The sequence below is a fragment of the Aminobacter sp. MET-1 genome, assembly GCF_026521175.1.
Lineage (GTDB): Bacteria > Pseudomonadota > Alphaproteobacteria > Rhizobiales > Rhizobiaceae > Aminobacter.
Window position 1 is genome coordinate 124,155 of the sequence record NZ_JAMSHL010000008.1, and the last position, 21,897, is coordinate 146,051.

Annotated in this window: 20 protein-coding genes and 1 pseudogene; 16 read left to right on the forward strand and 5 right to left on the reverse strand. The window is 63.6% G+C overall.

Annotated features, from left to right (window positions below):
* Positions 1 to 187: 187 nt before the first annotated feature.
* On the reverse strand, positions 188 to 1,774 hold the full coding sequence (locus NDO48_RS13745; RefSeq protein ID WP_018427950.1) for a FadD3 family acyl-CoA ligase: 1,587 nt from the start codon (positions 1,772 to 1,774) through the stop codon (positions 188 to 190).
* Positions 1,775 to 1,971: 197 nt separating this feature from the next.
* On the opposite strand from NDO48_RS13745, the gene NDO48_RS13750 reads away from it, so the two are divergent.
* The 3 genes from NDO48_RS13750 to NDO48_RS13760 all read left to right on the forward strand — a co-directional run bounded on the left by NDO48_RS13750 (position 1,972) and on the right by NDO48_RS13760 (position 4,511).
* A complete protein-coding gene (locus tag NDO48_RS13750) occupies positions 1,972 to 2,775 on the forward strand; it encodes an SDR family oxidoreductase (RefSeq protein WP_018427949.1) in 804 nt (267 codons plus the stop codon).
* A gap of 2 nt (positions 2,776 to 2,777) precedes the next feature.
* Positions 2,778 to 3,911, forward strand: a complete 1,134-nt coding sequence (locus NDO48_RS13755; RefSeq protein WP_040456178.1) for a helix-turn-helix transcriptional regulator — start codon at positions 2,778 to 2,780, stop codon at positions 3,909 to 3,911.
* A gap of 102 nt (positions 3,912 to 4,013) precedes the next feature.
* On the forward strand, positions 4,014 to 4,511 hold the full coding sequence (locus NDO48_RS13760) for a flavin reductase family protein (RefSeq protein ID WP_018427947.1): 498 nt from the start codon (positions 4,014 to 4,016) through the stop codon (positions 4,509 to 4,511).
* Between the two features lie 105 nt (positions 4,512 to 4,616).
* Here NDO48_RS13760 and NDO48_RS13765 read toward each other — a convergent pair whose 3' ends face one another.
* On the reverse strand, positions 4,617 to 5,765 hold the full coding sequence (locus tag NDO48_RS13765) for an LLM class flavin-dependent oxidoreductase (RefSeq protein ID WP_018427946.1): 1,149 nt from the start codon (positions 5,763 to 5,765) through the stop codon (positions 4,617 to 4,619).
* A 221-nt stretch (positions 5,766 to 5,986) separates the two neighbouring features.
* On the opposite strand from NDO48_RS13765, the gene NDO48_RS13770 reads away from it, so the two are divergent.
* The 5 genes from NDO48_RS13770 to NDO48_RS13790 all read left to right on the forward strand — a co-directional run bounded on the left by NDO48_RS13770 (position 5,987) and on the right by NDO48_RS13790 (position 10,934).
* On the forward strand, positions 5,987 to 7,195 hold the full coding sequence (locus NDO48_RS13770) for an ABC transporter substrate-binding protein (RefSeq protein WP_018427945.1): 1,209 nt from the start codon (positions 5,987 to 5,989) through the stop codon (positions 7,193 to 7,195).
* A 134-nt stretch (positions 7,196 to 7,329) separates the two neighbouring features.
* A complete protein-coding gene (locus tag NDO48_RS13775; protein ID WP_018427944.1) occupies positions 7,330 to 8,094 on the forward strand; it encodes an SDR family NAD(P)-dependent oxidoreductase in 765 nt (254 codons plus the stop codon).
* The gene (locus tag NDO48_RS13780; RefSeq protein WP_245262162.1) at positions 8,019 to 9,416 is read left to right on the forward strand and encodes an ABC transporter substrate-binding protein; all 1,398 of its coding nucleotides are present in this window, start codon (positions 8,019 to 8,021) and stop codon (positions 9,414 to 9,416) included. Before NDO48_RS13775 ends, NDO48_RS13780 begins: the two co-directional genes overlap by 76 nt.
* Positions 9,417 to 9,535: 119 nt before the next feature.
* Entirely contained in the window at positions 9,536 to 10,477 is a 942-nt protein-coding gene (locus tag NDO48_RS13785; protein ID WP_018427942.1) for an alpha/beta hydrolase, read from the forward strand.
* Between the two features lies 1 nt (position 10,478).
* Entirely contained in the window at positions 10,479 to 10,934 is a 456-nt protein-coding gene (locus NDO48_RS13790; protein ID WP_018427941.1) for a nuclear transport factor 2 family protein, read from the forward strand.
* 4 nt (positions 10,935 to 10,938) lie between these two features.
* On the opposite strand, the gene NDO48_RS13795 is transcribed toward NDO48_RS13790, so the two are convergent.
* Positions 10,939 to 12,543, reverse strand: a complete 1,605-nt coding sequence (locus NDO48_RS13795; RefSeq protein ID WP_267321655.1) for a GMC family oxidoreductase — start codon at positions 12,541 to 12,543, stop codon at positions 10,939 to 10,941.
* Between the two features lie 242 nt (positions 12,544 to 12,785).
* Here NDO48_RS13795 and NDO48_RS13800 point away from each other — a divergent pair, with 242 nt between their 5' ends.
* The 8 genes and pseudogenes from NDO48_RS13800 (at position 12,786) to NDO48_RS13835 (ending at position 19,325) form a co-directional block, all read left to right on the forward strand.
* A complete protein-coding gene (locus tag NDO48_RS13800) occupies positions 12,786 to 13,982 on the forward strand; it encodes an ABC transporter substrate-binding protein (protein WP_018427939.1) in 1,197 nt (398 codons plus the stop codon).
* Between the two features lie 60 nt (positions 13,983 to 14,042).
* Entirely contained in the window at positions 14,043 to 14,327 is a 285-nt protein-coding gene (locus NDO48_RS13805) for a DUF1330 domain-containing protein (protein ID WP_018427938.1), read from the forward strand.
* 35 nt (positions 14,328 to 14,362) lie between these two features.
* Positions 14,363 to 15,142, forward strand: a complete 780-nt coding sequence (locus NDO48_RS13810) for an ABC transporter ATP-binding protein (RefSeq protein ID WP_018427937.1) — start codon at positions 14,363 to 14,365, stop codon at positions 15,140 to 15,142.
* Positions 15,135 to 15,848 carry an ABC transporter ATP-binding protein gene (locus tag NDO48_RS13815; RefSeq protein ID WP_267321656.1) on the forward strand — a complete coding sequence of 238 codons (714 nt, stop codon included), beginning with the start codon at positions 15,135 to 15,137 and terminating at the stop codon, positions 15,846 to 15,848. Before NDO48_RS13810 ends, NDO48_RS13815 begins: the two co-directional genes overlap by 8 nt.
* Positions 15,849 to 15,853: 5 nt before the next feature.
* A pseudogene (locus tag NDO48_RS13820) lies at positions 15,854 to 16,762 on the forward strand (branched-chain amino acid ABC transporter permease); the annotation flags it as partial.
* A 132-nt stretch (positions 16,763 to 16,894) separates the two neighbouring features.
* Positions 16,895 to 17,797 carry a branched-chain amino acid ABC transporter permease gene (locus NDO48_RS13825; protein ID WP_245262316.1) on the forward strand — a complete coding sequence of 301 codons (903 nt, stop codon included), beginning with the start codon at positions 16,895 to 16,897 and terminating at the stop codon, positions 17,795 to 17,797.
* On the forward strand, positions 17,794 to 18,549 hold the full coding sequence (locus tag NDO48_RS13830) for an SDR family NAD(P)-dependent oxidoreductase (protein WP_267321657.1): 756 nt from the start codon (positions 17,794 to 17,796) through the stop codon (positions 18,547 to 18,549). The genes NDO48_RS13825 and NDO48_RS13830 overlap by 4 nt, the downstream gene beginning before the upstream one ends.
* On the forward strand, positions 18,546 to 19,325 hold the full coding sequence (locus NDO48_RS13835; RefSeq protein WP_018427933.1) for an SDR family NAD(P)-dependent oxidoreductase: 780 nt from the start codon (positions 18,546 to 18,548) through the stop codon (positions 19,323 to 19,325). Before NDO48_RS13830 ends, NDO48_RS13835 begins: the two co-directional genes overlap by 4 nt.
* 103 nt (positions 19,326 to 19,428) lie before the next feature.
* On the opposite strand, the gene NDO48_RS13840 is transcribed toward NDO48_RS13835, so the two are convergent.
* On the reverse strand, positions 19,429 to 20,967 hold the full coding sequence (locus tag NDO48_RS13840) for a class I adenylate-forming enzyme family protein (RefSeq protein WP_018427932.1): 1,539 nt from the start codon (positions 20,965 to 20,967) through the stop codon (positions 19,429 to 19,431).
* A 104-nt stretch (positions 20,968 to 21,071) separates the two neighbouring features.
* Complete coding sequence (locus NDO48_RS13845) at positions 21,072 to 21,827, reverse strand: SDR family NAD(P)-dependent oxidoreductase (protein WP_018427931.1); 756 nt, start codon at positions 21,825 to 21,827, stop codon at positions 21,072 to 21,074.
* Positions 21,828 to 21,897 lie beyond the last annotated feature (70 nt).

Consider the following 21,897-nt stretch of genomic DNA (forward strand, 5'->3'; position numbering starts at 1 on the left):
ATTTTGGAAGGGCGTCGGGTAACCGGCGCCTTTTCCTTTTTCCGTGATGACGTCGGCAAATAGCACCGGCGACCAAGAAACAGCAGCGACGGCCAAGAAAAAGGGGCGGCGCTTGGCGTACCGCCCCTTTGGGAAAAAATTCTATGCCTGCCGCTCCGGACCCCGCGTCGGAGGGCAGGCGGCGCGGTCAGGCGTCTTGGGGGACCTCTTCGCGCAGAATGTTCTTGAGCACCTTGCCTTGCGGGCTGGTGGGCAGGGAAGGACGGATCTCGACGCTGCGCGGGCACTTGTAATTGGCCATGTTGGCGCGCGACCAGTCGATGATGTCCTTGTCGGTGGCGCTGGTGCCTGGACGCAGCACGACATAGGCCTTGCCGACTTCGCCGAGGCGGTCGTCTGCAACACCAATGACGGCGACGATACCGATGGCAGGGTGCTGGCTCAGGATGCGTTCGATCTCGGCCGGATAGCAGTTGAAGCCGCCGGTGATGTACATGTCCTTGAGACGGTCCTCGATGCGCAGATTGCCGTCCGTGTCGAAGTAACCGATGTCGCCGGTGTGCAGCCAGCCCTCGGGGTCGATGGTCTTGGACGTCGCCTTGGGGTCGTTGAAATAGCCCTTCATGACGATGTAGCCGCGGATGACGACTTCGCCGGGCTTGCCGTCGGGCAGGAAGTGGCCGTCGTCGCCCATGATGCGGACCTCTACGCCGGGAGCCGCCTTGCCGGCTGTGTTGGCGATCACGTCATCCGGGTCGGTTGCCAGGCACATCGTGCCATAGCCGCCGCATTCGGTCAGGCCATAGCCGTTGACGACGCCGGCGAAACCAAGCTCCTCGCGCATGCGGCGGATCAAGATCGAGGGCACGACCGCGCCGCCGGTGACGCCGAGGCGCAGGCTGGAGGTGTCGAATTTCGCCAGTTCCGGATGCTGGAGCATGCCCTGGAAGATGGCGGGCGGGCCGGGAATGACGCTGATCTTCTCCTCGGCGACGCGCTTCAGGATTTCGCCGGCGTCATAAGTGAGATGCGGCAACAGCACCGCGCCGCGCATCAACGAAACGATGGCGCCGGATCGATAACCGAAGGCGTGGAAAAAGGGCGGGATGACCAGGATGCGGTCGTGCTCGCGGATGCCGACGCGCGTCGCCCAGGCGTCGATCGCCTGCAGGCACTGCTGGTGGCCATACATGACGCCCTTGGGATAGCCCGTGGTGCCTGAGGTGAAGAGCATGTCACAGAGATCGTCGGGGCCGACGCTGGCCTCGCGTACAGCAAGTTCGGCGTCGCTGATCGTGTCACCGGCGGCGACGAAATCGTCCCAGCTGCGGTCGCCGTTGCTGCTGTCGCCGATGACGACCACTTCGCGCAGCAGTTCGCGCGTCTCGGCACGGAGTTGGTCTGGATAGTAGGTGTTGAGAAAGGTGCCGACCGAAAACAGCACCGAGGTGCCGCTGCGCTTGACCAGTTCAGCGATTTCGGCGCCCTTGAAGCGGGTGCTTGCGGGGATGAGTATGGCGCCTGCGGTGACGAGGCCAAGGGCCGTGGCAAACCATTTCCAGGTGTTGGGCGCCCAGACCATGATGCGGTCGCCCTTCTGGACGCCGGCGGCAATCATCGCCTTGGCGACGCGCTTGCGCATCGCGTCGAGCTCGACGAAGTTCAGCACGACGCCGTTGTCGTCAACTGCGGTGCGGGTGCCATAAACCTCGGCGGCTCGCGCGCAGAGGGCAGGAATGGTGGTGAACTTCCAGTCGGCGTCTTCTGAGATCATCTGTCTACCTGGAGGCACTGGGCCTGTTCGACGGTATGGCGGCCGCAGGCGGTCACCGGGCTAGTTTGGCGGGAACATAGGCGTCGGCGGGCGGCCAGCATCGTCCGAAGAGACGAATAAACCTTACGGCGACCGACATAAAGGCTGTAGGACTGCGTGCAGATGCACGCGCGACGGACCACGCCCGGAGTTATGACATGAGCAATGCCCCGCAACCTGTTGGCTCGACCTTCGAGGGCAGGGTCGTCATCGTGACCGGCGGCACCAAGGGCATTGGCCGGGCGATTGCCGAAGGTTTTCTTGGCGTCGGCGCGACCGTCGTCGTTTGCGCGCGCACCGAGCCTGACAGCCTGCCGCATTCTAACGGCAACAGGGCGATCTTCATGCAATGCGACGTGCGCACCGCGCAGGCCTGCAAGGAGCTGGTTGACCGTGTCGGCGAGGAACATGGCCGCATCGACGTGCTGGTCAACAACGCCGGCGGCTCGCCCCATGTCGATGCGGCGACCGTATCGCCGCGTTTCTCCGACGCCATCGTCAATCTCAACCTGATGGCGCCCGTCTACCTGTCGCAGGCGGTCTACCACTGGATGGCCAGGCTTCCGGAAGGCGGCAGCATCATCAACATCGCCAGCGTGTCCGGCCGCCGGCCATCTCCGGGCACCTCGGTCTATGGCGCGGCCAAGGCGGGCCTGCTCAGCCTGACCACCAGCCTGGCGCAGGAATGGGCACCCAAGGTGCGCGTCAACGCCATCATCGTCGGCCTCATCGAGACCGAAAAAGCCGATGAAACCTATGGCTCGCGCGAAGCCCAGCAGGCGATTGCCGCATCGGTGCCAATGAAGCGCATGGGACGTGGCGACGACATTGCGCGCGCTGCTCTCTACCTCGCAAGCCCGACCGCCACCTTCGTTACCGGCGCACAGCTCGAGGTGCATGGCGGAGGCGAAACCCCGCTGTTCCTCGATCTCATCAGGCGCTACGCACCGGACGCGAAGTGACAGTGGCTGATCGGGCGGAAGTACCAAGTGCCGCGCCCGACCACGACCAGCTGGTCGAACTGCTTTATGCCGGAATTAGTGAAGTAAAACCCTTCGACAGTTTTCTCAAAGGGTTACGGTCGTCGGTTGATGCTGAAAGCAGCACGCTGATCATCGAGCGCCAGCGCCGCGACCGGCCAGGCGCGATCTACTCGGGTGCCGCATCGGAAGAGCGCATCGCCCGCTACAACGACCTTTACACGCAAGACCCCTTCATCGATCTGCCGCTCGGCAAGGTGACGACGCTGGCAGAGCTTGTTGGCGATGACGGGTTCTCGCGCTCGGAATTCATGCTGAGCTTCATGACCGGCTCGGGCTGGATGCATGTGGTCGGCGCCGACATCGTCGAGCCGTCAGGCGCCCGGGTCAGGATGCGGGCGACACGTGTGCTGGGCCGGGACAATTTCGGTGCCGCCGAGCGGGAGACATTCCAGCGCCTTCTGCCGCATCTGATCCAGGCGATGGGCCTGTTCCTCAGGCTGAACGGGCTGGAGGCCGAACGCGAGCTTTTTGCCGGCGCGCTGGGGCGGCTTGCGGTGGGGGCGATCATTGTCGACCGCGACTGCCGCATCATGCAGACGACACCGCAGGCCGAGGCAATCCTGGGGGAAAAAGATGTGCTGAAGAACGACCGAGGCCGACTGCGCTTGCTCGACGAAGCCGGGCCGAGTGGCGCGTTTGCGGCGGCGGTGGCCGAGATTGCCGAGACCAGCGACGCTTCCTTTGCCGGCTCGCGCGCGTTTTCGATCCACCGCTCCAGCGGCGAGGCGCTCGGGCTCGTCGTCAGGCCGGCACCGCATTCGGCCAAGCTGCATGCACCACTGCGTGGAGCAGCACTCGTCATCATCGCCGACGCCGGCAGCAGCGTTGCGCCGCAGCCGGCAGTGCTGGTCAGGCTGTTCGGCCTGACGCCGGCGGAAGCCGAGCTTGCGGCGCTCATGGGACAGGGTCTCGATCTCGATGATGCGAGCGCAACGCTCGGCATCACCAAGAACACGGCCAAGGCGCATCTGCGCATGGTATTTTCCAAGACCGGCGTCAACAGGCAGAGCGAGCTCGTGCGCCTGCTGCTGCGCTCGGTCGACGAGTTGAGCTAGAGGCCGTTTCTCCGCGATTGCAGGCGGCTCGCCCGTTCGAACGATGCTCCAGGCCCTCGACCGCGCGATGCTGCGATTGTTGCGGATGTGGAGGAGCGCGGAATGTCCATTGAAATCAACGAGCTGGTGGCGGACACGCGAGCGGCGATGCGCCGTCTGGCGAAGTCTGTGGTCATCCTGACCACCAGCCATGAGGGCCAACGGCTGGCGATGGCGGCGACCGCCGTCGACAGCCTCAGCATGGAGCCGCCGTCGCTGCTCGCCTGCGTCAACCGGAGCGCTTCGATCTTTGCAGCTTTTCAGGCAAAATCCCCTTTCTGTGTCAATATATTGGCGCGCAATCATGAAGCATTGGCTCAACGTTGTGGTGGGCTGGTGAAGGGCGAGGCGCGCTTTGCCGAGGGCGACTGGCACGCGCGCCATGGCATTCCCTATCTCGGCGATGCCCAGGCCAACATCTTCTGCGCCAATGACGGCGAGTTCTATTACGGCACCCATGGCGTGTTCGTCGGGCGGGTGACCGCTGTCGCGCTGTTCGGCAACATCGAGCCGCTGATCTACGCCGATGCCCGTTATGTCGGGGCGCATCTGGCGATGTGATACGGACGCAAGTCTCTGCCACATGGCAGAAAGGCCGGCATCGCGATGCCGGCCTTTTTTCTTTCGAATGTGGGAAAGGCGGCCGGTACCTGGCCGCCGGCCCTTCTATTCGGCCGCAGCGATGCGCAGCTTCTTGCCGCGGAAATGGGGGATGACCTCGCTGCCGATCAACTCGATCGTCTCCATGATCGCTTCATGCGGCACGGTGCCCATTTGCGACAGGAACATGATCTCGTCGGCGCCGGCCTCGAACAGGCGCTCGACATAGCGGATGCAGTCCTCAGGCGTGCCGTAGGCGTCGTTGATGTCGTCGAGATAGCCATAGGCTTGCGGATTGTAGGCGATCTTGTCCTCGCCGAGCTTGGCGAACTTGTGCTCGCGCACCTTGTCGAGGGCTGCCAAATGTTCCTGCGGGCTCATGTCGTCGACCTTGGGCTTGGGGCCGCCTTGGTACCAGTGCGACAGCGCCTCGGCGAAGAAGCGCTGGCCACGCAGCCCGATGCGGCGGGCCTTGTCGCGGTCGCGCAGGACGATGGCCGGGCACAGGGCCGAGAGATGTTCGGTCGGGCGGAAACCGACCTGGTCTTCCAGTTTGCGTTCGGCGAAAGCCTTGCGATAGGCATCGCTCTTGGTCTTGATCTCGTCGGGGCCGCCGAAACCCATGACCAGCGCGCCGAGGCCGCGCGAACCAGCCGTCACCACGGCCTCCCAGCGCGTGCAGGCCATGTACATGCGCGGGTGCGGATTCTGCAGCGGCTTGGGATGGACCGGGCGGGCAGGGAACTTGATGTACTGGCCGTCATGCTCCACCATCTCTTCGGTGAAGAGGCGCGGGATCAGATACATGCTCTCGTCGATCAGCGGCTGCAGCTCGGACAACTGATAGCCGAAGGCTCCGGCTTCCTGCTGGCTGCCGCCCTTGCCGACGCCGAAATTGACGCGGCCATTCGACAGGATATCGAGCATGGCGACACGTTCGGCGACCTTGATGGGATGGTTCATCGCCGGCGGCAGGCAGACGACACCGTGGCCGATCTCGAGGGTCTTCGTCTGGCCGGCGACGAAGGCGAGGAAGGTTTCCGGTGCCGACATGTGCGAATATTGGGTCAGGCCGTGGTGCTCGACGCACCAGACGCCATCGAATCCACTCCTGTCGAGCAACACGCATTGCTCCGCCATTTCGCGGAACACCTGCTGTTCGGCTTCCCTGTGGGTTTCGGCGATCTGCGCCTCGTAGATCATGGAAAATTTCATTGGCAGGCTCCTCCGCTTGAGACGATTGCCCTTTCGGCATGAGCTGGAGTGTCTGGCTGCAGGCCTGGAAATTCATCGTTCGATTGGGTGAGAGCCGTTTTGCGCTGATGGCATTGGGCCAGGCCAGTTGGCTGCTGGCTCAATTCAATGGTCCTTATGGACGATGCCGGCCAATCACGTTAGGCCGAAACGGCGGCATCCGATTTCCGAGGAGAGAGACCATGATTTCCAGCAATCGCAGCCGGCGCGCGCTCGCCGCCGCCCTGATGTCGTTCACCGCCCTGGCCGGTGCCGGCACGGCCCGGGCAGAGGAGACGATCAAGATCGGCGGTATCATGTCGTTGACCGGTGCCGGTGCCTCGATCGGCAAGGTGGCGCAGGTCGCCTGGCAGCGCGCCGTCGACGACATCAACGCCTCGGGCGGTATCCTCGGCAAGAAGGTCGAGCTGGTTCTGGCCGACACGATGACCGACCCGACGCATGGCGTCAGCGAGATGCGTCGCCTGGTGGAGAGCGAGAAGGTTGCCGCCGTTGTCGGCCCCGCCACCAGCCAGGAGACAATGCCGGTCGTTCCGATTGCCACCGAAGCCAACATCGCCCAGGTTTCGAGCGCCGCCTCGACGCAGCTGACACCGCAGGTCGGTCCCTACCACTTCTCGACCTCGCCGATCGGCGAGAACCAGATGATCCCTAACATCAGCTATGCACTCGACACGCTGAAGCTGACAAAGCTGGCGCTGATATCGGACAATGGCGGCATGTCGAAGGCGGCGGTGGCCGACATCGTCAACTACATGAAGGGCAAGGGCGTGGAGCCCGTAGCCGTTCAGGAATTTGCCTTCCGCACCGAAGACATGACCCCGCAGCTGTTTTCGCTGCGCAGCTCCGAGGCACAGGCGGTGCTGCTGATCAATTCGATCGGCGACGACGCCCGCAAGATGCTGGAAAACCGCTATGACATCGGCTGGGACGTACCTGTTCTGGCAAGCCTGACCATGACCAACTACGCTGTCGGCAACGCGGCCACCATCGGCACCGAACCGTTCGAGGGCGTCTATTCGGTGCAGTTCGAGGGCATGACCTATTGCCCGGGCGAGGCGCTGGGTGAAAAGGCTTTCGCCAAGTTCGCCGAGAAAGCCAAGGCCGACATCGCCGACCTCGACCGTATGGGCGGCCCCTCGGCACTGGTGCCCTATTACATCCAGCCCTTCATTCTGGCGGCGGCCATGAACGGCTCGGGCAAGACCGACGGCAAGTCCGTTGCCGCCTGGATCGAAGCCAATGCAGGCGAGATCAAGACGCTGACCGGCAAGCTGGCGGCCAGTGCCGACAACCACTTCCTGCCGTCGGTGGAAAGCCTCAAGGTCGTCAAGAACCCTTACCAACTGCGCGAGGACGGTCTCGTCGAGCGCGCCGACTGCGCCCAGTAGGCCCTCAGGACGGTTACACTTGCAAAACGCGCCGCCGGCCCCGGCGGCGCGTTTTTTGTTGGCTCACCCGATCGAACGATGCAGCAGCGCCCCCGGCCGGCTTCAATCGAAGCCAGGTATCAAGGGAGGCGTTGATGGCCGAAATGACAGGCAAAGTGGCGCTGGTGACCGGCGCCGCTAACGGGATCGGTCGTGCCACTGCTCTTGCTTTCGCGAGGCGCGGTGCGTCGGTGGTTCTTGCCGACACGGATGAAGCCGGTGTTCGGGCGCTCGCCAGCCTGATCGGAGAGGATGGTGGGGAAGCTCTTGCTGTCATCGCCGATGTTGGCGATCCCGACCAGTGTCGGGAAATGATCGCGGCCACGCGCACGCGTTTTGGCCGGCTCGACATGGCTTTCAACAATGCCGGAATCTCGGGCGGTGGGCCGGATCGCGCCGATATTGCCGATTACGACCTCCAAGTCTGGCGCAAGGTCATCGACATCAATTTGTCTGGCGTTTTCTACTGCACGAAATACGAGCTGCCGCTGATGCTTGAAAGCGGAGGCGGGGCGATCGTCAATACGAGTTCGATAATGGGGTTCCGCAGCAGCCCCAACATCGCAGCCTATGTCGCTGCCAAGCACGGGGTGCTCGGGCTCACCAAGGTGGTTTGCGATGAATATGGAGCGCGCAACATCCGCTGCAATGCGGTGGCTCCGGGGGTCGTCGAGACGCCGATGACCAAGCGCTTCTTCGAAAATCCTGACATTGGCAAGGCAGCCCTGGCAACGATCCCCCAGTCGCGCTTCGGGCAGCCGACTGATCTGGCGGAGGCCGTGGTATGGCTGTGCTCGCTAGCTGCCGCCTATGTCAACGGCGTCTGCCTGCCGGTCGATGGCGGCTTCCTGGCCCGCTGAACGGCACCGTCACTCGACAAGAACAACGGAATCAACTGGCAGGTTTTGGCCTGCCGGGCAGGGAAGTCGTATCCGCAATCATGCAAGTTGGAGGAGTTGCAATGTCTGGAACAGTTATTGGGAACCGCGTGTTGCATCCGCTCGCACTCGCGCTGCTGACAGCGACGATAATGGGGGGCGGAAGTGCAAAGGCGGACGAAACGATCAAGGTCGGCGGCCTGGTGTCGATCACAGGAGGTGCTGCATCGATCGGCAAGATCGCCGGAACGGCATGGAAACTGGCGATTGACGAGATCAACGCATCAGGTGGCGTCCTGGGCAAGAAGATCGAACTTGTCATGGCCGATACCACGACGGATCCGACGCATGCGCTGAATGAAGCACGGCGTCTGGTCGACAGCGAAAAAGTGGTGGCAATCCTTGGCCCTGCGACAAGCCAGGAGACGGTGCCGACCCTTGCTGTGACCACGGCTGCCAGGGTGACACAGCTTTCAACCGCGGCCTCGACACAGATCACGGTGGAAACGGCGCCATATCATTTCACCACGTCGCCGCGGGGAGCAAACCAGCTCATCCCAAGCATCGACTACGCCCTCGACAGCCTGAAGGTGACCAGGATCGGGCTTATCTCCGACAATGGCGGGGCAGCGAAGTCGGCCATCGCCGACATCGTTCCCTACATGAAAGAAAAGGGCGTTGAACCGTCGAGCGTGCAGGAATTCACCTTCCGCACTGAAGACATGACACCGCAATTGCTGGGACTGCGCAGTTCCGGTGCCGAGGTCGTGGTGTTGATGAATTCGACCGGCGACGATGCACGCAAGTTTCTTGAGAACCGGATGGATATCGGTTGGGACGTGCCGGTTTTGGCCAGCCCGGCGATGACGACGACTGCCGTAGGCAATGCAGCCGTCGTCGGGCACGAACCTTTCAACGGCGTCTACAGCCTGCAATTCGAAGGGCTGACCTATTGCGACGGGGATCCACTTGGCCAGTCGTTGTTTTCCAAGTACGCCAAGCGTGCCGAATCAGCCGTCCCCGATCTGGAGCGTATTGGCGGACCGGCATCGCTGCAGCTCTACTACATCCAGCCTTATCTGCTGGCGGCCGCGATGAACGGATCAGGCAAGACCGACGGGCCATCGGTGACGGCCTGGCTGGAAAACAATGTCCAGACGGTGGACACCATTGTCGGCAAACTGTCGGCCAGTGCCGGCAACCATTTTCTGCCGCCGGCAACCAGCCTGAAAATCGTCAAGAACCCCGACCGGCCCCGCGAAGGCGGGCTGGTCGAAAGAGCGGACTGCGGGCGCCAGGGCTGAAACCGAGCCGAGGCGTCGCCGGTTTCCGACGGCGCCTTTTCGTTGGTTCACCCGATCGAACGATGCGGCGAACCTTAGGGTTGGCCTTCATTTCAGCCGAAGCATGCTGGGAGGTGGCGATGGAAATGGTGCTCGATGCGGATATTGCCGCGATGGCGGAGATCATCGCTCGGCGGCCGCCGCTCGATCTCTCCAACGTCGATGTTCCTGCATTGCGGGCAGCCGTGAACGCGGCAGGATGGCCGACCGAGTGCGCAGAGATGGCCTCGGTCGAGGACATTTTTGTCGCTGGCGGCGCTGGCGGTATTCCGGCGCGGCTTTACAGGCCCCGGCACGGCGAGGCGCTGCCGCTGCTGGTGTTCCTGCATGGCGGTGGTTTCGTGCTGTGTTCTCTGGATACGCATGACAATTTCTGCCGGGCGCTGGCAAAGGCGGGCGACTGCGCCGTGCTGTCGGTCGACTATCGGTTGGCTCCGGAACACAAATTCCCGGCGGCCTATGAGGATGCGCAGGCGGCGCTGGAGTGGGCCGCTGCCAACGCTACCGCGCTGGGTTGCGATCCTAGCAGGCTGGCGCTTGCCGGAGATAGTGCCGGGGGCAATCTGGCGGCAGCCGCTGCGCTCCACGCATCGCCAGAGGTGCGCCAGATGCTGCGGCACTTGCTGCTGTTTTATCCGGCTGCGGATCCGACGGCCTCCGGCGCGAGCTACGAAACCTTTCCACGAACGCCATTCCTCAGTGCTGAAATGATGCACTGGTATTGGCGGCAATATGTCCGCCAACCGGCTGACCTGGCTGATCCGCGAGTCGCGTTGCTGCGGTCGGCTGATCTTGCCGGGCTGCCGCAGACGACGGTGGCCGTCGCCGAGTTCGATCCCTTGCGCAGCGAGGTCGAGGCCTTCTGTGCGGCGCTGGCCGAGGCCGGTGTCGATTTGGAGGCTCGTCGCTATGACGGCGTCTCGCATGGCTTTGCCAGCATGGTCGGCCTGATCGGCAAGGCGCGGCTGGCGATCGACCATGGCGGCGCCAGGCTGCGCGATGCGTTTGCCAGGAGTGCCTGAGATGCTGGAGGCAAGGCTTGCGCGCGCCGAGGCCATGCTCGACATCATTGCGCTGGAGGCGCGCTATGCCCGCGCCTGGGACAGCGGCGACGGCAATGCATGGGCCGATGTGTTCACCGTCGACGGCGTGTTCGAGATTGCGGCCGTCGGCGATCGTCCGGCACTCAAGGTGGAGGGCAGGGAGCAACTGTCGGCTTTCTGCCTCGACTTCACGTCGAAGTTTTCAGGCGTTCACGTTCCGGGACTGCCGTTGCTCGAAATCGACGGCGACGAGGCCATTGGGCACCTGCATTTCCAGTTCGTCGCTATCGGCAGGCTCGCCCAGAACCACACCATGAGCCGCACCGCCTGCGGGCAGTACGATGTGCGCTATCGCAGGACCGAAGAGGGCTGGCGCATGGTCCACCGCTTGGAAAAGGCGTTCACCAGCGCGCGCAGTGAATTCTTCGATTTCTGAAGGTTCAGCGCCTTTCCTGAAGTATCAGATCAGCCGCACGCCAGGCGAGTGCCATGACGGGGCCGTTGGTGTTGCCCGAGATCGGCGCAGGAATGACCGAGGCATCGACGACACGCAGACCCTCGACGCCTCGGACCCGCAGCCGCTCGTCGACGACCGCATCGGCGTCGTCGCCCATCCTGCAGGTGCCGACCGCGTGCAGTCCCGACACGAAGGTCGAACGGAAGGCAGCGAGCATGTCGGCGTCCGATTGCACAGTCCGGCCCGGCCATAGTTCTTCTTTGACGTAGGGCTGCAAGGCCGGCTGGGCGACGAAGTCACGCATGATGCGCATCATTGAGACTGCGGTACGCCGGTCGCTCTCGGTCGCCAGCCAGTTCGGTCGAATAGACGGCATGTCGCGCATGTCGGCGGAGCGGATCGTGATCTCGCCGCGGCTTTCCGGCCGCAGGGCATAGCCGATGATGGTGATGCCGGGCTTGTTCTCGAGCTTCAGCCGGCCCTGGAGCAGCCCGCGGGCGAAGGTGTAGGGCGACAGCGACAGCTGCAGGTCGGGATAGGCGACATCAGGCGATGAGCTGACAAAGCCGCCCATTTCGGATGCGCCGAAGCTCATCAGCCCGGTGCCGGCGAGATAGTAGCGCAGCACCTCGCCGACCAGACGCAAGCCGCTGAGCCGGCGGTTGTGTCCATACAGACCGGCAAGACGATATGGGAGCGCCACGACAAGGTGTTCGGCGAAGTTGCGGCCGACGCCCGGCAATTCCGCCACCGTCTGGGCGCCTGCGGCCGACAGCACATCGGATCGGCCGATGCCGGAAACCTGGAGCAGTTGCGGCGACTGGATCGCGCCGCAGGCGACGATGACCTCACGTGCCGCGCGCGCGGTGCGTTGGCGACCGCCCTCGATGTATTCGACGCCGACCGCCCGGCGCCCGTCGAACAGAATACGCAGGACCTGCGCGCCGGTTTGGACAACAAGGTTCTTGCGCGGCATCGCCGGGCGCAGGAAGGCACGTGCAGCACTCATCCGTCGTCCCTTGTGGTCGACGGTATGGGCATAGGTGCCGACCCCATCGCGCCTGATGCCGTTGAGGTCGTCGAGATGGTCGAGACCGAGCGAGGCACCGGCGTCGAGGACCGCCTGGCCGAGAGGGGCGGGAAGAGGACGAACGCTCACCTGCAAGGGGCCATTGCTTCCCCTGACGGCATCGCCGCCAAGCTGATGGTTCTCGATCTTGCGGAAGATTGACGCCATGTCGGACCAGTCCCAGCCCTTGACGCCGAAATTCGCCCAGCCGTCGTAATCCTCCGGCGCGCCGCGGCAATAGAGCATGCCGTTGATCGAGCTCGAGCCGCCAAGCCCGCGCCCACGCGCCCATGTCTCGGCTTGCGGCCGGCCCTCCTCGTGCTGGACCGGGAAATTCCAGGAGCGCTTGGGGTGTTTGGTCAATTTGACCCATCCCCGGGGCATGCGGACGAAGGGATGAAGGTCTGAAGGGCCGGCCTCGAGCACAAGTACCCTGTGCCCAGGGTTCTCGCTCAGCCTGTTGGCCAGAACACAGCCGGCAGAGCCGGCCCCGACGATGATCGTATCGAATTCACTCATGTCGTGATGTCTTGCTCTCGGATGCCGGCTCGCATCCTGCAAACGAACTAGCTCAGGCGAAGGTCGCTCCGGTCCAGACCGGCATATGCGCTAGTCCGCATGGACGATGTTCGGCTGTCCCGCATCCTGTGATTTCTCCTTGAGGAGTCGACACGCCATCATGCGTGGCGGCCTTGCGCGCACATCCATGCCGGCGCGCATCCAGACCGGCACCAAAGCCTACGTTCCTGGGGAGGAATGACATGAAGAAATCCATTCTCGCGGCAGCGCTGCTGCTGTCGACCGCGCTGACCGCAGCCGCACAGGATGCCAGCGTCAAGCTTGGCGTGCTCAACGACCAGAGTTCGTCCTTCTCCGCGCTCGGCGGTACCGAGGTGACCGAGGCGGTCAAGCTCGCCATTTCCGATTTCGGCGGCCAGGTGCTTGGCAAGCCGATTGAGCTGGTGTCGGCAGATCACCAGAACAAGCCCGAGATCGCGCTGTCCATCGCTCGCGAATGGCTGGAACGCGACAATGTCGACGCGCTGTTCGACGTCGCCAATTCGGCCATCGCGCTTTCGGTCAACAACCTGTTGGGCGAACAGAAGAAGCTCGGCTTCTTCGTGTCGCCGATGACCGACAAGATGACCGAAGCCGACTGCAACGGCTATGGCCTCGCCTGGGCCTACGATGCCTATTCGCAGGTGCGTTCGTCGGTCAGTGCCCAGCTCAAGGCTGGCGGCGAGACCTGGTTCATTCTGTCGCCCGACTATGAGGCCGGCAAGGTCCTGGAAGCCGGCGTGAAGACCGCCGTCGAGGAAGAAGGCGGCAAGATCCTCGGTTCGGTGCGCGCACCGCTCGGCACCACCGATTTCTCGTCCTACATCCTGCAGGCGCAGGCATCGGGCGCAAAGGTTCTGGCGCTGACCGTCAACGGTCCGGAACTGGTCAATGCGCTCAAGCAGGTCCAGGAATTCGGTCTGATCGACCAGGGCATGCGCGTGGCGCTGACCGTGCTCCACCAGTCGGATGCGCGCGCCATCGGCCTCGACGCGCTGAAGGGCATCCAGTTTGCAGCCGCCTGGTACTGGAACACCGACGATGCGTCCAAGCATTTCAAGGAAGAGATGCAGAAGAAGACCGGCAACGCACCGGGTTGGGTAGCCGCGGGCGCCTATTCGGCAGCCACCAACTATCTGAACGCCGTAAAGGCCGCCGGCACCGACGAGCCGACCGCCGTGCTGGCCAAGCTGCGCGAAGGCAAGATCAACGACCTGTTCGCGCACAACGCGACGCTGCTGCCCAACGGCCGTCTCGTGCACGACATGCAGTTGCTCGAAGTGCGCGCGCCCGGCGAGGCATCCGACCCGCAGGACGTGTTCAAGGTCGTGACCACCGTACCGGCTGACGTCGCCTTCCGCTCGATCGACAAGAGCGCCTGCAAGCTGGCCAAGGGCTGAGCCGACAGCGCCGGGTGGCGATCAAGTCATCCGGCGCATTCACCCGATAGGAGTGACCACTTGCCCGGCTATCTGATCTTCGAGATCCAAATCACCGACGAGGCGGCCTGGCAGCATTATCGCGAGGTCGCCGGGCCGATTATGGCCGCCGGCGGTGGGCGCTTCGTTCTGTCGAGCGATCGCGTGGAGAGCCTCGAAGGCGGCTGGCAGCCGGCCTCCATCTCGGTGGTCGAGTTCCCGAGTGCTGACGCTGCGCGGCGTTTCTACCATTCGGAAGACTACCAGAAGGTGGTGGCGCTCAGGCAGCTGGCATCACGTGGCAAGGGCATACTCGTCGAAGCATGACGGGACGGCCCGGGCCCGCGCATTTTCTAGAATACGTGGAGGACAAGGTGCGACAAGGCACTGCGGACGACTACATTATCGAGGCGTCCGGGCTGAGCCGGTATTTCTACGGCTTTGCTGCCGTAAAGGACGTCGACCTCAAGGTCCGGCGCAATACCATCCACGCCCTGATCGGCCCCAATGGCGCCGGCAAGACGACCACATTCAATCTGATCACCAAGTTCCTGCAGCCCAGCGAAGGTTCGATCCGCTACAATGGCGAGGACATCACCGCTCTGAAGCCGGAGGAGGTGGCGCGCAAGGGCATTGTCCGCTCGTTCCAGATATCGGCTGTGTTCCCGCGCATGAGCGTGCGCGAGAACGTGCGCATGGCGCTGCAGCGTCCGACGGGTAGCTCTTACCGCTTCTGGCAGAGCGAACGCACGCTCGGCGTGCTCAACGACCGCATCGACGAGCTGCTCGATGCCGTCGGCATGCTGTCCTATCGCAACCATGTGGCGGTCAACCTGCCTTACGGGCGCAAGCGCGCGCTGGAGATTGCCACCACGCTGGCCCTCGATCCCGAGATGCTGCTTCTTGACGAGCCGACTTCGGGCATGGGCCACGAGGACGTCGACCGCATCGCCGAGCTGATCCGCAAGGTCTCAAGCGAGCGCACCATCCTGATGGTCGAGCACAATCTGTCTGTTGTCGCGGCCCTTTCCGACACCATCACCGTGCTGGCGCAGGGACGGGTGCTGGCCGAGGGCAACTACGAGACCGTGTCGCGCGACCCGCGCGTGATCGAAGCCTACATCGGTGGCGCAGATGACTGAGATTTCCAAGGTGGTGCTCGACATCGCCGACCTCCATGCCTGGTACGGCGAGAGCAAGGCGCTCCACGGCATGAATTTCGACATCCGCGAGGGCGAGCTCGTCACGCTCCTGGGCCGCAACGGTGCCGGCAAGACAACGGCGTTGCGCTGCATCATGGGCCTGGTGCGCAAGAAGACGGGCACTATTGCCTATCGCGGCGAGAATGTCGCGGCGAGGGCGCCCGAGTTCATCGCCCGGCGCGGCATCGCCTATTGCCCGGAGGAGCGTGGCATTTTCTCGAGCCTGTCGGTGGCCGAAAACCTGGAACTGCCGCCCGTCATCGCCAAGGGCGGCATGACGGTGGACGAAATCCTGGAGCTGTTTCCCAACCTCAAGGCGCGCTGGCAGAGCCCCGGCACCAAGCTGTCGGGCGGCGAGCAGCAGATGCTGGCCATCGGCCGCATCCTGCGCACGAGCGCCAAGCTCCTGATCTTCGACGAGCCGACAGAGGGCCTTGCGCCTGTCATCGTCAAGCAGATTGCCGTCGTGCTTGAAAAGCTGAAGGCGAGGGGCTTCACCATCCTTTTGGTCGAACAGAACTTCCGCTTCGCCTCGAAGCTCGCCGACCGGCATTTCGTGGTCGACCACGGCAAGGTGGTCGAGCGCTTCAGCCGTGACGAACTCGCCGGCAACGAAGCCAAAATCCAAGCTTATCTCGGGGTGTGATGGCCATGATGGACCTGATTGGCGTTCCGCCAACCCTTCTTTTCGGCCAGCTGCTCGTCGGCCTCATCAACGGTTCGTTCTACGCCATGATGAGCCTGGGCGTGGCGATCATCTTCGGCATGCTGCGCATCGGCAACTTCGTCCATGGTGCGCAATACATGCTGGGCGCATTCGGCGCGTGGTATCTGATGCGCCTACCCGAACTGTTCCCCGGGCTCGGCCTGCCATCCATCGGCTACTGGTGGGCGCTGGTCATCGTACCGCTGGTGGTGGCGGTCATCGGCGCGCTGATGGAGCGCATCTTCATCCGCCGGGTCTACGACCTCGACCATGCCTACGGCCTGCTCCTGACCGTCGGTCTCGCCATGGCGATCGAGGGCGCTTTCAACGTCTATTACGGCGCTGCCGGCCAGATGTACGGCGTTCCGGACTCGTTGAAGGGTGGCCTGAATCTCGGCTTCATGTTCCTGCCAATCTATCGCGCCTGGGTGATTGCGGCCGCCATCGTCGTTTGCTTCGGCACCTGGTACGTCGTCGAGCGCACCAAGCTCGGTTCATATCTGCGTGCGGCGACAGAAAATCCCGATCTTGTCCGCGCCTTCGGCATCAACGTGCCCAGGCTGCTGATGCTGACCTATGCTTTCGGCGTCGGCCTCGCCGGCTTCGCAGGCGTGATGGCAGCACCGATCTACCAGGTCAGCCCACAGATGGGACAGGGCATCATCATCACCATCTTCGCGGTGGTCGTCATCGGCGGCATGGGCTCGATCTTTGGCGCCATCGTCTCCGGTCTGATGCTCGGCGTGATCGAAGGCCTGACAAAGGTTTTTTACCCGCAGGCTTCGGCGACCGTGATCTTCATCATCATGGCTCTGGTGCTGATCTTCCGCCCGGCCGGCCTGTTCGGCAAGGAGACATCAAGCCACTCTGTCGCTGACGTGTCGTCAGGTCGCTCCGGCAGCTTCCTCGAGAACGGCCGCCTGTGGCTGGCGATCTTTACGGTCGGTGGCGTGGCGCTGCCGTTCCTGGTTTACCCGGTCATGGGCATGAAGATCCTGGTGCTGGCGCTGTTCGCGCTCGCCTACAATCTGATCTTTGGCTACGTCGGCCTGCTCGCCTTCGGCCATGCCGCCTTCTACGGCTCGTCTGCCTATGTCACCGCACACGCCGCGGCCGCCTGGGGTCTGCCGCCTGAACTGAGCATCCTGATGGGCGTGGCTGTGGCGACCGCCATCGGCGCGCTGTTCGGTTGGCTGGCGATCCGCCGACAGGGGCTTTATTTCGCCATGATCACCATGGCGATGGCGCAGATCATCTATTTCTACGCGGTGCAGGCGCCATGGACCAATGGCGAGGATGGTATCCAGTCAGTGCCACGCGGCACTCTGTTCGGCCTGATTGATCTCTCGAACACGCTGAACATGTATTACGTGACGCTTGCAGTGTTCCTGGTCGGCTTCGCCTTCGTCTATCGCATCATCCACTCACCCTTCGGCCAGACGCTCAAATCTATCCGCGAGAACGAGCCGAGGGCCATTTCGCTCGGCTATTCGACCGACCGTTTCAAGCTGATCGCGTTCACGCTGTCGGCCATGCTGTCGGGCGTGGCAGGCGGCCTCAAGGCGATCATCTTCCAGCTGGCGTCGCTGGCTGACGTGTTCTTCATGACTTCGGCCGACGTGCTGTTGATGACGCTGATAGGTGGCGTCGGCACGTTGCTCGGACCAGTGGTCGGTGCAGCGGTGCTGGTGACGTTGCAGCGCGAGCTGGCGACGCTCGGTGCCTGGGTGGTGGTCGTTCAGGGCATCATCTTCGTTCTCTGCGTGCTGTTCCTGCGCAAGGGCATCGTCGGCACGCTGGAAGAGTTTCTGGCAAACCGCGCCGAGCGCAAGGCGCAGCGGACGGCAGACCGCACCGGAGTCGCGACCAAGGCGAAGGTGGCGCAATGAGTGGACCATCGACAATCGTCATCGGCATGGGGCCCGGACTTGGCCAGGCCCTGGTGAAGAAGTTCGCGCGCGAGGGCCATCGCGTTGCCTTCGTCGGCCGCCGGGCCGAGGCGATCGCGCGCTACGAGCAGGACTTCAGGGCCGAAGGGCTCGACGTCTCCGGGTTTGTCGGTGACGCCGGCAAGCCTGAGGAGATGGACCGCGTCCATGCGGCGATCCGCGAGCAGCATGGTGATGCCGAAGCGCTGATCTACAATGCCGCCATCATAGAGCCGGCACGGTTCGTCACGCCATCGCGGCTGGGCGAGGTGAAGTACGGTACCGCCGAAGGCTGGAAGTCACACGGCGAGGCAGCAAGCGTCGACTATGTCGTCGAGGCCTTCAGGACCAATGTCGCTGGTGCGCTGCATGCGGCGCAGGCGGTTGCGTCCAAAATGATCGAGCGCGGCCGCGGCACGATCCTGCTCACCGGCGGGGTGCTCGCCTTCGGGCCGTGGATCGAGTGGGGCGTGACCTCGCTTGGCAAGGCGGCGCTGCGCAGCCTCGGACATTCGCTGGAGAAAGAGCTTTCGCCTGCGGGTATTCATGTCTCGACGGTTGCCATCCACGGCACGATGCAGGCCGGAACGCCCTACGATCACGACCTGGTCGCCCAAGCCTACTGGAAACTGCATGTCCAGCCGCGCGACCAGTGGCAACCTGATTTCCATTTCAAGCAGGATGCGGAAGACGGCGGGGATCCCGACGCATGAGCATAATCCGCTTCGACGGCAAACGCGCGCTGGTCACAGGCGGTGGCAGTGGCATCGGTGAAACAGCAGCAAGGCTTCTGGGCGAACTCGGCGCTCGCGTGGTCATTGCCGACCTCAACCGCGATCATCTCGATCCGGCGGCGCAGCGCACTGCTGCGGCCGGCATCACCCAGGGCGATGTTGCAAGCGAAGCGGATGCCGAGCGCATGGTCGGGGAGGCGATAGCGGCCCTCGGCGGGCTCGACCTCGTCTTCAACTCAGCCGGCATCGGCGACGATCTCGTGCCTGTTCATGAGCAGTCGGTGGAGCGCTGGCAGCGTGTGATCGACGTCAACCTCAAGGGCACCTACCTGATGTGCCGCGCGGCGTCGCGGCCGATGCTCCGGCAGAAGCAAGGCGCCATCGTCAATGTGTCGTCCATCGTAGGGCTCGGCGGCTTCCCCAGACGTTCGGCCTATGCGGCCGCCAAGGCAGGCATCAACCACCTGACGCAGACGCTGGCCTGCGAATGGGGGCCCTCGGGCATCCGCGTCAATGCGATCGCGCCAGCCTATACGCTGACGCCGATGGTCCAGGCGCTGCTCGAGCGCAAGGCATTCGACCCAACGATCCTGGAACGCCGCACGCCGCTCGGGCGGCTTGCGACGCCGGAGGAGATGGCGAAGGCGGCGATGTTCCTGCTGTCAGACTGGGCATCCTACATCACTGGGACGGTTCTGCCGGTCGACGGCGGCTGGAGCGCCTTTGGTGGTGCGGGCGACGTCGCGACAGCCTGAGAAGGCCGACAATTCAGTTCAGCAAGTGCTGGCAACCAACTGATTTATAACAGAGCGGCCGCGTCATGCGCGGCCGTTCTTTTGCTTCGCCAACGTCGCGGGTTCACTTGTTCCGGAAATCGTCCAGGCGGTTCTCGCGCAGCGCCAGTACCAGTGCGCGCTTGCGGATTTTGGCCGCCTCGACCGGCATCGTGTCGATGAAGTGGACGGCGCGCGGGGCCTTGTAGGCGGCGAGGCTCTCGCGGCAATAGCGGATCAGTTCTTCCGCGGTCGCGTCCTGTCCATCGGCCTTGACGATGACCGCGACCGGGATTTCGCCCTTGCTCTCGTCGGGCGCGCCGACCACCGCGCACATGGCGACCGCCGGATGCTTGTAGAGCAGGGCCTCGATTTCCAGCGGATAGACATTGTGGCCGCCGGCGATGATGACGTCCTTCTTGCGGTCGACGATGAACAGGTAGCCGTCCTCGTCGACATAACCGAGGTCGCCCGACTTCCAGCCGCCATTGCCGAAGGCCTCGGCCGATGCCTTCTCATCCATCCAGTAGCCCTGGGCGACGCAATCGCCTGAAATGATGACCTCGCCGATTTCGCCCTGCGGCACGACACTGCCTTCGTCGTCGACGATAGAGATGCGCGAGCTGCCGACCGGAAGGCCGGCCGAGCCAGGCTTGCGAATACCCGCAGTCGGTTCCATGACGTTCTGGCCGCTGGTTTCGGTCGAGCCGTAAACTTGCGTGACGCGGGCGCCCGACAACTCCTCGAAACGGCGGATGACCGGCTGGGGCACCGGCGAGCCGCCCGTGGTGCAGATGCGCAGCGACGACAGGTCGTGTTTCGCTGGATCGACCTCGTTGACCATGTAGACATACATTGTCGGCGTGCCACCGAAATAGGTGGCCTTGTAACGACCAATGTCGGCAAGGACACGCAGGGTGTCCCAGCGCTCGTGCAGCACGATGGTGCCGCCGGTGTAGAGGCACAGGTTCAGCGTCACCGTCAGGCCAAAATTGGTAAACAGCGGCACAGCGCAGAGATAGACTTCCTCGGCAAAGCGCGTGCGGTGGGACACCATCATGTCGCGCAGGGTCGAACACTGGTTGAACTGCGATTGCGCCGCACCCTTGGGGGCGCCTGTCGTGCCCGAGGTGAAGAACAAGGCGCAGATGTCGTCAATATGGCAGGCAACATCTTCGAACGTCTTGGGCGCTGCGGCCATAAGAGAGGTGAGGTCGTCGGCGCTGCCGTCGCCCGACACGACCAGGCAATGAGCGAGATCGGCAAATTCGGCCCTGATCTCGGAGAGGTACGGCCAAGTCGAGCCGTCGGCGATGAGCGCCTTCATGCCGGTCTGGCTGACGATCTTGCGCAGCTCGGCATGGCGGAACATGGCGCTGAGCGGGGCAGGGATCGCGCCGAGACGCTGACAAGCCCAGAAGCCGATGGCCATCATCGGCGTGCTTGGCAGATAGAGCCCGACGCGGTCGCCCTTGGCCACGCCGCGCGCTTTGAGCACGTTGGCAAGCTGTGCCGTCAGCTCGGCAAAGCGCGCATAGGTGATCGTCTCCTTGTCGGTGACGATGAAGTTACGCTCGCCGATCAGCCTCGCGTTCCGCGCCAGCACCTGGCTCAGGATTTCCATGCTCGTATTTCCTGCAGTCGAAATTGGGATTCTGTGCCGACTTGAAAACCTGCCCGAAGGGGCAGGCATCGTCTGCACAGACTAAGCCAGGCCAGGCGCGGCGGTCACGAAATCAGAATACCGCCGTCGATGGGCAATTGATGGCCGGTCATCTTCCGCGATTCGTCGGAGGCCAGGTAAAGGGCTGCATTGGCCACGTCGATGGGTTCGGCGATGCCGAGCAGATAGGCGTCGAACTGCGCCTTGAGATGCGGTTCGCGCTCGAAGAAGCCGAGCACGCGGTCGGTGGCAACCGCTCCCGGCACCAGCACGTTGACGCGGATGTTGTCCTTGGCGAATTCGACCGCCATCGAGCGGGTCAGCGAGATGATCCCGCCCTTGGCCGCCGAATAGGCGTCGCGATTGGGAATGCCCATGGCGCCGACAATGGACGAGCAATTGACGATCGAGCCGCCGCCCGACTGCTGCATCAGCGGGATGGCGTTGCGGCAGCAGACCCAGGTGCCGAACAGGTCGAGCTTGATGCAACGCCAGAACTCCTCGAACGGCGCCACCGTCACCGGACCGTCGGCCGAGCTCGAGCCGCCGGCATTGTTGTAGAGCACGTCGAGCCGGCCCCAGGCATCCATAACGGTCTTGAAGGATGCCCCGACGCTGTCGGGCTCGGTGACGTCGGTCTCGACATAGAGTGCCGTGCCGCCTGATGCCTTGATGGAGGAGGCGATAGCCTCGCCTTTTTCACGGCTGCGGCCGGCAACGGCGACCTTGGCGCCTTCCTGCGCAAACAGCCGCGCTGCCGCCTCGCCGATGCCGCCGGTCGCGCCGGTGATGAATGCTACTTTGCCTGCCAAACGGGCCATGATGATCTCCTCGAAACGGTACCCGCGAACCTGCGCGCGCAGGCGCCGGCAACATCGTCCGAAGGGACTA